We start from the raw sequence: 13,414 nt of genomic DNA, 5'->3' as shown, positions 1-13,414 counted from the left end.
CGCCACCTCACCCTGCACCTGCCCGAACGCTGGCCCTGGAGCGAGGACTTCACCCAGCTCTTCAGCACCGTGCACACACCACCAGCCCTCTGACGCTCCCTGACCGACCTGCCCGAAAGGGCCCGATACCTGTAGACAAGTGGAAAAGCTGGGCAGACCAGCGGCCACCCCACGCCCGAATCCGCAGCCCAGCCCCGACACGGCCTGCACAACCCCGAAACGATCACACCGGAATCAAGCCGGTGGATCCGGGCTGAAGGGCATGCTCCTGGGATTCCGGGCGGTAGAAGAGCGGGGCCATCCGCTCACCCAGGGCGGTGAACTCGCGGTCCCAGACGGCTAAATCAGCCGGACTGACGGCATCCGACAAATGATCTGGATCATGGGGCTGTGTTGTGACCACAGCCATAGCCTCCCATCACCCCGTGATCAAGATCTAGCCCTGTAGTACTAGGGCCTGTTCGGAGTCGTGATCTCGGTTTCCCCAACCGGTACCGACCATCGTGGTTGAGCTGGTAGAACACCGGTGTGGGGCGACGTGAACTGAATGATGACGACTGGGAGTTGATCTGCCCTCACCTGCCGATCGGGCAGTACGGCCCCTACCCGGAGCACCTGCGCGATCAGCTGGAGGGAATCATCTGGCGGTTCCGCACCGGCAGCCCGTGGCGGGACGTGCCGGAGGTGTTCGGCTCCTGGTCCACGGTCTACGACCGGTTCGCCCAGTGGCGCGACGCCGGGGTGTTCGCAGCCGTGATGGAAGCCGTGATCGACGAGGCCGCTCGCCGTGGGCAGGCGGACTTGTCCCTGGTCAGCGTGGACTCCACCACCGCCCGCGCCCACCACGACGCGGTCGGCATGGTCGTGGACGAGGAGGTCCTTGCCGCCCTGGAGCGGGCCGCCGAGGCTGAAAAGGGGGCGCACGAAAGGTGCGAAAAGGGCAGGTCGCAGCCGAGGCGGTGACCCCGCCGGAGGACACCGAGACCGAGCCCGATGCGGAGCGCGAGGAGCGCCGCCGGCTGCGGCGCAGGCGGCGGGCCCGGCTGAAGGCGGCGGCCCTGGGCCGTTCCCGTGGCGGTTTGACCTGCAAGGTTCATCTGTCGGCCGACCGGCGGTGCCGTCCTTTGTCGTTCGTGGTCACGGGCCTGCCCGTGAAGCTGAACATCGTCGTCTCCGACCGCAACGCGCACGAGGTCGACGCGATGCGCGCGCTCAAAGCCTTGATCAGAGAAGGCTCCTGTTCGACCTCGGACTCCCCACATCTGCGCCGACCCAGCACCGCTGCCGACTGAGCGCCGCTCGTCGGCAAAGCCGCGCACCTGCCCGACGGCGGTGGCACCCGGTGACCGGCGATAGGTACAGGAAATCCAAGCTTCAACTGCCACATAATTAAGCCGACTTGTACCCAATCGGCCGGCGAACGGTCTCACATCCTGAGAAGACCCTCAGAATCTCTTGCTAGCCACATGATCATTCATCCACTCTGACTCTTGCGCGGGCGGCAACCGCTTCAGCGGTGACGACCACCCGCCAATACGGGGCGAGTGGCGTGCTCTACGCAGCAAGGCGCAGCGGGGGGAATCGGAAACTACGACACTTCTTACTTGTCGTTCTACAAGAACGCTGTCACGGAACGGGGTCGTCCAGCGAGCCGCTGACAGGACGGCGTGACCGCCAAAGAGTCAGCCCACACTGTGCTCACGCGCGCACGGACTGCTGACGGCCCATTGCCACTCGAAGCTGAGGGACTTTCAGGTAATGACCAAGCCGCGCAAAATCGTCCTGGCCTTTTCAGGGGGACTCGACACGTCAGTCATTCTGAAGTGGCTGCAGATCGAGTACGAGGCCGAAATCGTCACGTTCACCGCCGATCTCGGCCAGGGCGAGGAACTGGAAGCCGCCAGGCAACGGGCCCTGGCACTGGGCGTCAAGCCCGAGAACATCTTCATCGAGGACCTTCGGCACGAACTGGTATCCGAGTACGCCTTCCCGATGTACCGCGCGAACGCTGCATACGAGGGCAATTACCTGATGGGGACGCCCATAGCCCGACCGCTGGTAGCCAAGCGACAGATCGAGATCGCGCGCCAGGTGGGCGCCGACGCGGTCGCCCACGGCGCGACGGGCAAGGGCAACGACCAGCTTCGCTTCGAGCTGGCCTACTACGCCCTCGCACCGGACACCCAGGTGATCGCGCCGTGGCGGGAATGGGACATGGCTGGCCGTGCTCAGCTGATCGAGTTCGCCGACCTGCACGGCATCCCGGTCGCCAAGGACAAGCGCGGTGGGGCCCCCTATTCGGCCGACTCCAACATGCTGCACATCTCCTGCGAGGGCAAGGAACTCGAAGACCCCTGGGTCACACCGGAAGACGAGGCCTGGGTCCGGACCAAGTCGCCGGAAGAGGCCCCCGACAAGCCGACCACCATCGAGATCGAGTTCTCGAAGGGCGACCCCGTCGCGATCGACGGCGAGGCGCTCGACCCGGTGTCCCTGCTGGCCCGCCTGAACGAACTCGGTGCGGAGAACGGCATCGGCAGGATCGACATCGTCGACACCCGGTACGTCGGAATGAAGTGCCGTGGTCTCTTCGAGACTCCCGGCGGGACCATCTGGCTGCAGGCGCACCGCGCCATCGAATCCATCACGCTCGACCGCGGGGAAGCCCATCTCAAGGACGAGTTGATGCCGCGTTATGCGGAACTCATCTACAACGGATACTGGTTCGCCCCGGAACGGGAAATGCTCCAAAGCCTCGTCGACAAGAGCCAGGAGCGCGTCACCGGAACCGTACGCCTCAAGCTCTACAAGGGGAACGTCATCGTCGAGGGCCGCAAGAGCCCGAACTCCCTCTACAGCCAGGATCTGGTCACCTTCGAGGAGGGCGGCGGATACCACCAGCGGGATGCGACCGGGTTCATCCGCATCAACGCTCTGCGGCTGCGCCAGTTGGGAAACGTGCGCAAGGGCGCGTTGTAGACCGAAATTCGCGCGGACTGCACCGGCGTAGACACCCTCCGGACGGTTTCACGTCCCAGGCGAGAGAAGTGTGTGCATGACTCACAAGCAGTTACTAACGATCGACGATCTCACCGCAACCGATGTGCTGGACATCATCGAGATTGCCGACTTCCTCGAAAAGCACCGCCGGCGCTTCGGCCATCTTCCCGCCTTGTTGCGCAGGAAATGCCTGGGTATGATCTTCGACGAGACATCGCTGCGCACGCGTACCGCATTCGAACGGGCCATAGGAGACCTGGGCGGCCAGGCGATCCACTACAACGGCGCGGAAGCCCGCGTCGGACGCCACGCGGCGAAGACGGAGCACCTGCCCGACTTCGTGAATGTGGTGGGCGGTTTCAATGATGTGCTCCTGAGCCGCATCTACGACTTCGCCACCCAGGAACAGATCTGTGCGCTGTCCCCGGTTCCGTTCATCAACGGCATGTGCGACAAGCACCACCCCACGCAGGCCCTCTGCGACTTCCTCACCATCAAGCGGCAGTTCGGCGCCGTGGAGGGAATCAACATCGCCTTCGTCGGCGACGGGACGAACATCGCCCTCTCGCTCGCACAGACCGCCGCCAAGGTCGGCGCGCACTTCACCTGCGCGACGCCCGAGAAGTTCGCGCTGCCGGCGGACCAGACCGCGCACCTGGCCGGATTCACCGCCACCACCGACGCGGAGGCCGCCGTCAAGGACGCCCAAGTGGTGGTCGCCGACGCGTGGATCCCGATGAACAAGGCCCACGAGGCCGAGCTGCGCCGTGAGGTCCTGGCCCCCTACCGCGTCACGCCCGCCCTCATGGCACAGGCCCGTACGGACGCGGTCTTCCTCCACAACCTTCCCGCCTACCGAGGCGACGAGGTTGTGCCCGAGGTCATCGACGGACCGCAGTCGGTGATCTATGAGGAGGCCGTCGCCCGGCTGCACATCGCCCGGGCCCTGCTGCTGTACTGCCTCCACCCCGACTGGGCGGACCTGGTGGCCGCCAAGAACACCGGAACGACCGAGGCGTTCGACCGTCACCTGGACGAGATTGCGGAACGCCCGGCCTCCGGGGTCCTGTCATGAGCGCCGACGAGCGGTCCCTGGCCGCCCGGCGCATGGACGCAATCGGTACGAGCGCGCACTACGACCGGCGACTCGCGCCGTACGACATCGCCGCCTCTCAGGCGCACGTTACGATGCTGCACAAGCAGGGGATCGTTCCGGCGGATGCCGCGGACGGGCTGCACCGCGGTCTGGAGCTGCTCAAGGAGCAGATCGGGGTGGGAGCCGACCCGCTCGACCCGGATGCCGAGGACGTGCACACCGCGATAGAGCAGTACCTGGAGACGCAGATCGGGGCCGACGCGGGTTGGTTCGGAGCCGCGCGCGCTCGAAACGATCTCGCCGTGACCGCGCTCCGGCTCTGGATCCGCGATCAGGTGAGCGCGCTGAGCGGAAAGCTCCTGGCACTGGCGGAGGCGTTGGCGGCGCAGGCCGAGCAGCACGCCGCGAGCGTGATGCCCGGTTTCTCCCATCTGCAGATCGCGCAGCCGGTGACCTTCGGGCATGTCTGCCTCGCCTACGCGGAGACGTTCCTGCGCGACGCCGAGCGGCTGCGCTTCCTACGCGCTCTGCAGGACGAGTGCCCCATGGGCTCCGCGGCACTGGCCGGCACCGGGTTCCCGATCGACCGGGAGACCGTGGCGCGGAGTCTGGGGTTCGACCGGCCGACGGCGAACTCGCTGGAGAGCGTCGGGGACCGTGGCTTCGCGCTCGACTTCCTGAGCGCCGGTGCGTCCGTGGCTCTCGGCCTCTCCCGCTTCGGCGCGGAGATCGTCTTCTGGTCCTCGCAGCCCGTCGGCCTGATCTCGCTGCCCGACGAACTGGTCAGTTCCTCAGCAGCTCTGCCGCACAAGCGGAATCCCGATGCGGCGGAGCTGATACGCGGCAAGAGCGGCCGGGTCCTGGGCAACCTCCACGCCCTGCAAACAGTGGTCAAGGGGCTGCCGCTAAGCTACTTCAGGGATCTGCAGGAGGACAAGGAGCCGCTGTTCGACACCGCGGACACGTTGGTGCTGTCGCTGGACGCGGCGATCTCCATCGCCACCCTGATGCGGCCGAACGTGGACGCGATGCGCACCTCGTCGGATCTCGGCTTCGTCACTTCCGGCGATCTGGCGGACTGGCTGACGCGTGAGAGACGGATCCCGTTCCGCGAGGCCCACCACCTGGTCACCAAGCTGGTGCGCCGGGCCGAGGAACAGCAATGTTCGCTCGGAGAGCTGCCCCTGGAACTGCGTCGCGGTGTCGACGAGCGGCTGGCCTTCCCTGAATGGCCGGACATCACCGTCGATGCCTCGGTCGCGTCGCGCGACAGCCAGGGAGGAACGGCTCCGAGCCGCGTGCTCGAGGCCGCTGCACAACTACGTTCAAGACTGGCTGAGTTCAAAGCACGAGCTTCGGGCCAGTAGATCTTCGACAAAAAGGGGTGGTCCAGCGTTGATTGCGGCGACGGATCTGGCGGAGGAGACAGAGCAGTACTGGAAAGACGGCTACACCGTCCTGACCGGCGTGTACGGAGAGGACGAGGTCGAGGGTCTCCGGAGCGAATGCGAGCGCCTGTGGAAGCTCGACGGGCTGGACGACGACCTCAACCTGCGCACTGAGTTCCGACGTGGACCCGACGGTCAGTACGTCTTCGACCGCCTCGACCCGGTCCTGGACATCTCGCCGCCGCTGAACGCGGCTGCGACGCACCCGGCCCTCCTGGACGCGCTGGCGACCATCCTCGGCGGCCCCGCGGAGCTCCTCAAGGCCAAGTTGGTCCGGAAAGAGCCGGGCGTGCACGGCTACGCCGCCCACCAGGACTTTCTGTACTGGAAGTGGCTCGACAAGGATCCGGACACCCTGTGCACGGTGGTCATCAACCTCTTCCCCAGCGATGAGCGCTCGGGCGGAATCGGGTTCTACCGCGGCAGCCACCAGCAGCTGCTCCCCGGCCCGGTGGACAACCCCGAGGGCGACTTCGAACCGGCTCAGCTGGACGCGTCGACCATCGAGGTCCCCGCGCTGAGTGCCGGCGACGTACTGGTGTTCCATTCCCTGGCCCCCCACTTCAGCGGCCCCAACACCAGTGACCGCCTGCGGACCGTACTGCTGCCGTCGTACTGCGCCACGGACGAAGCCGGTCTGTACGAGAAGTACTACAAGCGCGAAGTGGTGCGGCGGTGCAGGGAGATGGTGGGATTCGATCGGTACTTCGCCTCGCTTGACGCTTCCAAAGGTGCGTGAACATGCATGTCCTGCTGCTCCACCCGGTCGCCGAATGGTCGCTGGAACGCGTTGCCGCGGTCTGTGACCGTGAGGGCTGGCCGCTGACGATCGTGACGATCGAGAGTTCGACGGTCGGGGACAACGTCACCACACTGCACGAGTGGATCAGGGTGCCCGCGCTGTCGGACTCCCCCGGGGAACTGCTGTCACAGATCGGGGCGCGGCGGTTCGACGCGGTGGCCGCGGGCAATGAGTTCGCGGTGATCGCGGCGGACGTCCTGGCGCGGGAACTGGGGCTGTATCACAACGACGTCGACAGGATTCGCGCCTCCCGGAACAAGGCCCTCATGCGGGAGGTGTTCGAAGAGCACTGGGTTCCGCAGCCACGGACGATCGCCAGGCTGTCCTCGGCCGAGGACAGCCAGGCGATCGACTGGGAGAGCGTCACCTTCCCCGTGATCGTCAAGCCGGTCGACATGGCCATGAGCCTGTTCGTGCGCAAGTGCGACTCACGGGCCGAGGTGGAGGAGACACTCGCGAAGATGTCGGCGTTCAAGTCGTCCCGGCTGACCAACTACGCGTTCAGCGCGGGCGCCCTCGTCGAGGAGTTCGTGGCGGGGCCCGAATTCAGCCTCGAATGCGTCGTGCAGGGCGGGAAGGTGGTCGCCCACGCGTTGACGCAGAAATACGTGTCACCGCTTCCGGCGTGCTACGAGATCGGCCATGTCTCGGGCAGCGACCTGCCGACGCAGCACGAACGAGAACTGCTCGAGGCGATCGAACGCATGGCCTCGGGCTGGGGCATGGCGCAGGGCGTGATGCACGTGGAGTTCAAGATGACTCCCGATCGCATCAGCATCATCGAGGCCGCTGCCCGCCCTGCGGGAGACCATGTGCCGGAGCTCGTCGAACTGCAGCACGGCCTGTCCCTCGAGGACGCCTACCTTCACGCGCGAGCGGGCCTGGACTGGAAGGTGGCTCCACGCGAACCGCGAGACGTCTGGCACGGGATTCGCTTTGCATTCGACGAGCGCTCCGAGGTGACACCGCCCGAGAGCGTCGAAGTGCTGCACGTCCACGACGACCCGGACGGAGTCATCGTCGGCGCGGAACCCTTCTCGGTGAATCGGCGTACCGGATTCTCCATGCTGCGCGGTGAGTCGTTGACCGACCTGGAAACGTACATTCGGACGACGTGATGGAAAATCCAAAGCAGGTCATTGTCGTGGGCGGCGGTCCCGGGCTGTGCGACCGCGTACGCCTGCTCGGTGCCGACATCACGCTGGTGGACACGCCGACGGGGTACGACGAGGCGCTGGTCGCCACCGCGCGGCGCAGTGTCCTGACCGATTACGACGACCCGTCGCTGATCCCGATGTTGCGGGCGATGCACCGCGAGACGCCTTTCAGCGCGGTGCTCTCCCTGACGGAGCACGGGCTGATGCCCGCGGCGCGGATCGCGGAGGCACTCGGGGTTCCGGGCCTCTCACCGGATGTGGTCGGCCGTACCCGGGACAAGTTCGCCATGCGGACGTGGTTGCTGGACAAGGCGTTCTCCACCGTCCCCTGCGCCGTCGTGCGGGACGTCGCCGGCATCCGCGACTTCGCGGCCGAGCACGGATATCCGGTGATCGTGAAGCCACGTCACGGCAGAGGAAGCGAGCATGTGTCGTGCTTCCGCCGGGCCGAAGAGGTGGTCATGCCGCCCGCGATCGCCGACGAGTACATCGCGGAGCCGTTCCTCTCCGGTCCGGAGTTCTCGGTCGAGGCGTTCAGCTGCGCAGGCGAACACCACGTGGTGGCGATCACGGGCAAGTTCACTCACGACGACGACCCGGAGAACCCCTTCGTGGAGATCGGTCACGTCGTCCCGGCGCCGCTCGAACCCGAGGATTCGGCAGCGATCCGGGAGTACGTCGCCGAGTTCCTCGACGTCATGGGAATCACCGATGGGTGCAGCCACACGGAGTTGCGCCTGACACCGTCGGGCTCGGAGGTCATCGAGACGCACACCCGGGTCGGCGGCGACTCGATCCCGACACTCGTCAGGCAGGCCACCGGTCATGATCTGCTCGACCTCCTGGTCCAGTGGTCCCTCGACCGGGTCAGGCCCCAGGAGCCGGCGCCCACGGTCGCCGGTGCCGCCGCGATCCGTTTCTTCGCGCCGCCGCCGGGGACAGTCGCTGGCATCAGCGGGGCGCAGCGGTGGCAGGGGTTGCCCGGTGTCCTCAAGTTCCACCTTCCGCTGAAGGCAGGGGACCGGATCTCGCAGATCCGGGACTCCCACACCCGGGTCGGCTATGTGCTGACCACGGCCTCGACCGCCGCGCGGGCGATCGAGTTGTGCCGGGAGGTCGTCTCGGGGGTCCACATCGACGTCAGGTAGCGTGCCGCAGGTTTGAAGGCACTTTTTCTCTTTTCATTTCAGAAAGGCGGCGCAGCACGTGCACGACCAGGCGAGCAAGGGCAGCGGATTGATCCGGGGCCGATTCGGTGAGGGCATGTCCGAAGTGATGGAGCAGATCAACGCCTCCATCGGCTTCGACCAGCGGATGGCCATGCAGGACATCGACGGCTCGATCGCCCATGTGACGATGCTCTGCAAGCAGAACATCATCTCCCAGGCGGACGCCACGGCCATCAAGGACGGCTTGGAGGTGATTCGCACCGAAATCACCTCCGGGAACTTCACGTTCTCGGTGGAGCTGGAAGACATTCACATGAATATCGAGTCCCGGCTCCGCGAGCTGATCGGCGCCGCGGCCGGGCGACTGCACACGGCCCGCAGTCGCAACGACCAGGTCGCCACGAGCTTCCGTCTCTGGGTACGCGACGCCAACGACCGCGCGCTACGTCTGGTCCAGCAGCTCATCGAGGTTCTGGTCGAGCAGGCCGGGCAGCACACGGCGACGATCATGCCGGGCTACACCCATCTGCAGAGCGCTCAGCCGGTCTCGTTCGGTCACCATCTGATGGCGTACGTCGAGATGTTCGGGCGCGACTACGGCCGTCTGCGTGACTGTCGCGAGCGCCTGAACGAGTCTCCGCTCGGCGCGGCGGCGCTGGCCGGGACGTCCTTCCCGATCGACCGCGAACTCACCGCGGAGCTGCTGGGGTTCGCGCGGCCGATGCGCAATTCCCTGGACGCGGTGTCGGACCGGGACTTCGCCCTCGAGTACCTCTCGGCCGCCTCGATGTGCATGACGCATCTGTCGCGTCTGGCCGAGGAGATCGTGCTGTGGATGTCGCCGCAGTTCGCCTTCATCGAACTGTCGGACGCCTGGACGACCGGCTCCTCCATCATGCCGCAGAAGCGGAATCCCGACGCCGCTGAACTGGTCCGGGGCAAGACCGGCCGGGTGCACGGCTCCCTGTTCGGCCTTCTGACGGTCATGAAGGCGCTGCCGCTGACGTTCTCCAAGGACATGCAGGAGGACAAGGAGCGGACCTTCGACGGTGCGGACACCTTGGAGCTGTGCCTGAAGGCGATGATCGGCATGGTCGGCGACCTGAAGGCCCGCGCGGAGGAGATGCGGGCAGCGGCCGGCGCCGCCCACGCGACGGCGACCGACCTTGCCGACTGGCTGACTCGTGAGCTCGGCATGCCGTTCCGGGAGGCCCACCACATCACGGGCCGACTGGTGCGCCTGGCGGACGAACAGGGGTGCAGCCTGGACGAGTTGTCGCTGGAGGAGATGCAGAAGGTCGATCCTCGCATCAACGCGGGCGTGTTCGCGGTTCTCGGTGTGGAGGACTCGGTGACCTCGCGCCGCAGTCTCGGCGGCACCTCGCCGGAGTGTGTGGCGCGTCAGGTCGAGGAGTGGCGGGCTCGCGTCGAGCAGTTGCCCGTCACATGACGACCTACCGCGAGATCTTCAGGATCAGTGAGTTCCGGGCCCTGTTCGTGGTCCGCCTCTTCGCGATGACTGGTGTCGTGCTGTCCAGCCTGGCGCTCGGCACCGCGATGTATCACGAGACGGGATCGTCGTTCTTGACGGCGATCTCCCTCTTCGGCGGACCGCTCGTGCAACTTGCCGCCGTGCGTTACCTGTTGGCCACCTCGGACCTGATGCGCCCGCGCACCGCGATGATCTTCATGGCGAGCGTGTCCACGACGACGGCCGCGTTGCAGACGCTCCCGGGTCTGGGCTGGTGGCTGCGGCTCCTGATCCTCGCGGGCGGCTATGTGGCGATGGCCGCCACATCGGGGGCCGTCATCGCGCTGTTGTCGGACATCGTGCCGAAGGACGCGTTCGTGCTGGCCCGAGCCACGATGAACATCACGGTCGGCGGCATGCAGATCATCGGCAACGGCGTGGGGGCCGTGCTGCTCGCCGTGGTGTCGCCGTCCTGGCTGTTCGGCATCGCGGCGACGGTCGGCGTCACCGCCGGCGTCATGGCGCGCACCGCGCTCCCGGACCGCCCGCCCCGCGCCGCGGGAAAGACGGTCGAGCGCAGCCGCCGTATCAACCGCGAGCTGCTCACAGCGCCGGTCGTCCGGCCGCTCTACCTGATGATGTGGCTGCCCAACGGCCTGGTCACGGGGTGCGAGGCGCTGTTCATCCCGTACGCCAGGGACCACGCCGGATTTCTGCTCGCGGCCGGCGCGGGCGGCATGCTCGCCGGTGACATCGTGGTCGGACGCTTCGTCCCCGTGGCGTTGCGGGACCGGCTGATCCTGCCGCTGTGCGTGCTGCTGGGGGTGCCGTTCCTGGTGTTCCCGCTGTCACCGGCGGTCCCGGTTGCGGCGGCACTGGTCGCGATGTCCGCCTTCGGCTGTGCGGCGCTGCTGCCGTTGCAGGAGCGGCTGGTGCAGCAGACCCGCGAGGACACCCGCGGCCAGGCGTTCGGCCTGTTCAGCACCGGCCTGATGGTGGCTCAGGGCCTGGGAGCCGCGCTGGCCGGCGGCATCGACCAGCTGCTCGCCGGTGTGCACGCGGTGGGCTGGGCGATGGCCTCGATGGCCGTCATGTCGCTGCTGGCCACCGCGCTGCTGCGCACGGGAGTGCGGCGGTCGACCGACCTGGGCGCCCACGTATAGCCGCTGACACAGCGAGGGTACGCCGACCCCTTCGTGGGGGCGCCTCGCTCTGTCCTGCTGCCCTGATCACCAACCAACTCACCGAGGATCACCAGACAATAGAGGGTAGTTTCTGATGTCCCAAACCTCGATCTCCCCGCAATTGCTGTTTCAGCGGGCACCCGTTAGCGCCAAGGACGAGGCCGTCTTCATCGGCAAGATATGCGTGCTCGCCATACTGACAGCAGCGGGGATCGTGCTCGCCGTTCAGTCCTCGTACGCGGCGACCGCGGTCGGTGTGGTCATCCTGGGAGCGGCGTACACCCACGCGGTGGAACTGCAGCACCAGTGCCTGCACCATTCGGCATTTCGCAGTTCGCGTATGCACCGCATCGTCGGTGTGCCGCTGGGCACGCCCATGCTGGTGTCCTACAGCCACTACCGAGTACGTCATCTGCAGCACCACCGCTACCTGGGCACCCCGAAGGACACGGAGTTCTTCGGCTTCGACACCCGCAAGCCGCTCGCCCTGGGTGCTCTGGCCAAGGGGCTGTTCGACGTGAGTCGTCTCGTGGGCGTGGTGCGTGACATCGTCCAGTGCGTGCCGGGCCGCTGGCAGTACGACATGGGGCAGATCGCCCCGAAGAGCCGCAAGGCGATCATCGCCGAATACCGGTGGTTCGGAATCTTCCTCGCACTCCTCGCGACGGCCCACGCTGTCGACGGCGGGTCGCTGGTGGTACGCCTGTGGCTGCTGCCCTTCCTCGTGGCGATGCCGATGCACTTCCTGGTGGAGTTGCCCGAGCACATCCTGTGCGACAGCGACAGCGTCGACGTTCTGCGCAACACCCGTTCGATAAGCGGCAGTTGGTTCACGACCTGGTTCACCAACGGAAACAACCTGCACATCGAGCACCACGCCGCGATGAACGTCCCGATCAACCGCCTCCGCGAAAGGCACGCCGACACGCAGGAGCTCGCGTTGAACGTGCAGCGTACTTACTTCGAGTTCTTCACAATCGTGATGCGGGAGGTCTCGAGGAACAGAAAAGTAGCGGCCTGATGACGGCAGGGCGGGGCCAGGATCTTTGCGTGATCGCGATTGGTTCGGGGTGCGTTTCCGTTGAGGTGACCTCGATGAAGGTTTATGCGGCGAGGTCGAGTTGGCCTTGGTAGCGGCTGGCGTGGGTGCGTTCGTATTCGCGTTCCAGGTGGAAGGCCCAGTACGCGTCCATGTCGTCGTTCGCCAGGACGGCGCGCAGGGCGAGGACGGCTTCGGCGCCGGTCAGGCTCCATCGCGCGCCGGTCAGGTCGAGGCGGTCTCTGACGAGGAATCGGCAGCAGCCCTCGATGACGCCGGTGGCGATGGGGAAGCCGAGGGCGAGGGCGATGTGGTAGGCGAGGTAGGGCTGTTTGGCGTCCAGGTAGGCGAGGGTGCGGGCGATGCCGTCCTTGCGTTGGCGGGTGCGGGCGCGGGCAGCGTGTTCAGCGCGCAGCTCGGCGACGATGCGGGCGCTGTGGCCGTCCAGGATGGCGCGGACGGTGGCCTGGACCCAGTTCGCGCGAGCCGGGTGGCTGCGGTGCAGGTCTTCGGCCGCGCGCCAGCAGTATTCGATCACGTGCACGATGTCGATCACGATGGTGACGTCGACACCGCTCGCCGGGTATGTCGCGGCCAAGCACGGGCTGATCGGCCTGACCAAGGCGGCAGCCCTCGACTACGCTGCGGGTGCCGAAAACCCCGTTTATGGGCTGTGACGTGCAGATTCTTGCGAACGGCCGACGATCGGGGACAGGCGTGTCAGGCATGGAGGATGCCGCCGAGGCGGTTGCGCCTGCGGACGTTGAGGTGGACGAGCCGGCCCGATTCGATCGGTTCCGGGGGCGGGCGCAGGGGAGCGGCGCCTGCCTGCCAGGGCCCGGTAAGGACTGTGCTCGCCGTGGAACGCCTCGTACTGCCGACGACGCCGAACGCGCCGGCGTCCACATCCGCGAACAACTCTGCGCCTGCCGAAAACCATGTCCATGCCGGTCAGGCGGCATGTTGGTATTCGTGGATGGTGCCGCCGAGTCGGTCGCGTCGGCGTATGTCGAGGTGGGCGATCTGATCCGGATCGGTGATTGGTTCG

The 13,414-nt window shown here is 66.5% G+C and carries 14 protein-coding genes; 12 read left to right on the top strand and 2 right to left on the bottom strand.

The annotated features are described in order from the left end of the window. Positions 1 to 528: 528 nt before the first annotated feature. The 11 genes from JWQ81_RS19875 to JWQ81_RS19825 all read left to right on the top strand — a co-directional run bounded on the left by JWQ81_RS19875 (position 529) and on the right by JWQ81_RS19825 (position 12,348). Positions 529 to 963 (top strand): transposase, encoded by a 435-nt coding sequence (locus tag JWQ81_RS19875; RefSeq protein WP_297543667.1) that lies wholly within the window; start codon positions 529 to 531, stop codon positions 961 to 963. After that, on the top strand, positions 960 to 1,292 hold the full coding sequence (locus tag JWQ81_RS19870) for a hypothetical protein (protein ID WP_297543666.1): 333 nt from the start codon (positions 960 to 962) through the stop codon (positions 1,290 to 1,292). Before JWQ81_RS19875 ends, JWQ81_RS19870 begins: the two co-directional genes overlap by 4 nt. Before the next feature lie 466 nt (positions 1,293 to 1,758). Continuing rightward, positions 1,759 to 2,979 (top strand): argininosuccinate synthase, encoded by a 1,221-nt coding sequence (locus tag JWQ81_RS19865; protein WP_297543664.1) that lies wholly within the window; start codon positions 1,759 to 1,761, stop codon positions 2,977 to 2,979. Positions 2,980 to 3,055: 76 nt separating this feature from the next. Further along, positions 3,056 to 4,075: a hypothetical protein gene (locus JWQ81_RS19860; RefSeq protein ID WP_297543662.1), complete on the top strand. Its 1,020-nt coding sequence runs from the start codon at positions 3,056 to 3,058 to the stop codon at positions 4,073 to 4,075. Further along, positions 4,072 to 5,463 (top strand): argininosuccinate lyase, encoded by a 1,392-nt coding sequence (gene argH / locus JWQ81_RS19855; protein WP_297543660.1) that lies wholly within the window; start codon positions 4,072 to 4,074, stop codon positions 5,461 to 5,463. The genes JWQ81_RS19860 and argH (JWQ81_RS19855) overlap by 4 nt, the downstream gene beginning before the upstream one ends. Before the next feature lie 28 nt (positions 5,464 to 5,491). Further along, positions 5,492 to 6,283, top strand: a complete 792-nt coding sequence (locus JWQ81_RS19850) for a phytanoyl-CoA dioxygenase family protein (RefSeq protein WP_297543658.1) — start codon at positions 5,492 to 5,494, stop codon at positions 6,281 to 6,283. 2 nt (positions 6,284 to 6,285) lie between these two features. Next, on the top strand, positions 6,286 to 7,464 hold the full coding sequence (locus JWQ81_RS19845) for an ATP-grasp domain-containing protein (protein ID WP_297543656.1): 1,179 nt from the start codon (positions 6,286 to 6,288) through the stop codon (positions 7,462 to 7,464). Continuing rightward, positions 7,464 to 8,651: an ATP-grasp domain-containing protein gene (locus JWQ81_RS19840; protein WP_297543669.1), complete on the top strand. Its 1,188-nt coding sequence runs from the start codon at positions 7,464 to 7,466 to the stop codon at positions 8,649 to 8,651. Before JWQ81_RS19845 ends, JWQ81_RS19840 begins: the two co-directional genes overlap by 1 nt. Before the next feature lie 58 nt (positions 8,652 to 8,709). Beyond that, complete coding sequence (gene argH / locus JWQ81_RS19835) at positions 8,710 to 10,122, top strand: argininosuccinate lyase (protein WP_297543654.1); 1,413 nt, start codon at positions 8,710 to 8,712, stop codon at positions 10,120 to 10,122. After that, complete coding sequence (locus JWQ81_RS19830) at positions 10,119 to 11,306, top strand: hypothetical protein (RefSeq protein ID WP_297543652.1); 1,188 nt, start codon at positions 10,119 to 10,121, stop codon at positions 11,304 to 11,306. Before argH (JWQ81_RS19835) ends, JWQ81_RS19830 begins: the two co-directional genes overlap by 4 nt. A gap of 115 nt (positions 11,307 to 11,421) precedes the next feature. Next, positions 11,422 to 12,348, top strand: coding sequence for a fatty acid desaturase (locus JWQ81_RS19825; protein WP_297543650.1), 927 nt, complete (start codon positions 11,422 to 11,424; stop codon positions 12,346 to 12,348). A gap of 82 nt (positions 12,349 to 12,430) precedes the next feature. Here JWQ81_RS19825 and JWQ81_RS19820 read toward each other — a convergent pair whose 3' ends face one another. After that, positions 12,431 to 12,922 carry a hypothetical protein gene (locus JWQ81_RS19820; protein ID WP_297543648.1) on the bottom strand — a complete coding sequence of 164 codons (492 nt, stop codon included), beginning with the start codon at positions 12,920 to 12,922 and terminating at the stop codon, positions 12,431 to 12,433. Between JWQ81_RS19820 and JWQ81_RS19815 the strand changes: the two genes are divergently transcribed. Next, positions 12,912 to 13,043 carry a hypothetical protein gene (locus tag JWQ81_RS19815; protein ID WP_297543646.1) on the top strand — a complete coding sequence of 44 codons (132 nt, stop codon included), beginning with the start codon at positions 12,912 to 12,914 and terminating at the stop codon, positions 13,041 to 13,043. The genes JWQ81_RS19820 and JWQ81_RS19815 overlap by 11 nt on opposite strands. Before the next feature lie 43 nt (positions 13,044 to 13,086). Here the strand turns inward: JWQ81_RS19815 and JWQ81_RS19810 are convergent, their stop codons facing one another. Continuing rightward, positions 13,087 to 13,284 (bottom strand): hypothetical protein, encoded by a 198-nt coding sequence (locus JWQ81_RS19810; protein ID WP_297543644.1) that lies wholly within the window; start codon positions 13,282 to 13,284, stop codon positions 13,087 to 13,089. Positions 13,285 to 13,414: the final 130 nt, after the last annotated feature.

Source organism: Amycolatopsis sp. (genome assembly GCF_025464955.1).
Lineage (GTDB): Bacteria > Actinomycetota > Actinomycetes > Mycobacteriales > Pseudonocardiaceae > Amycolatopsis.
This window is presented reverse-complemented; position numbering and strand designations above follow the sequence as displayed.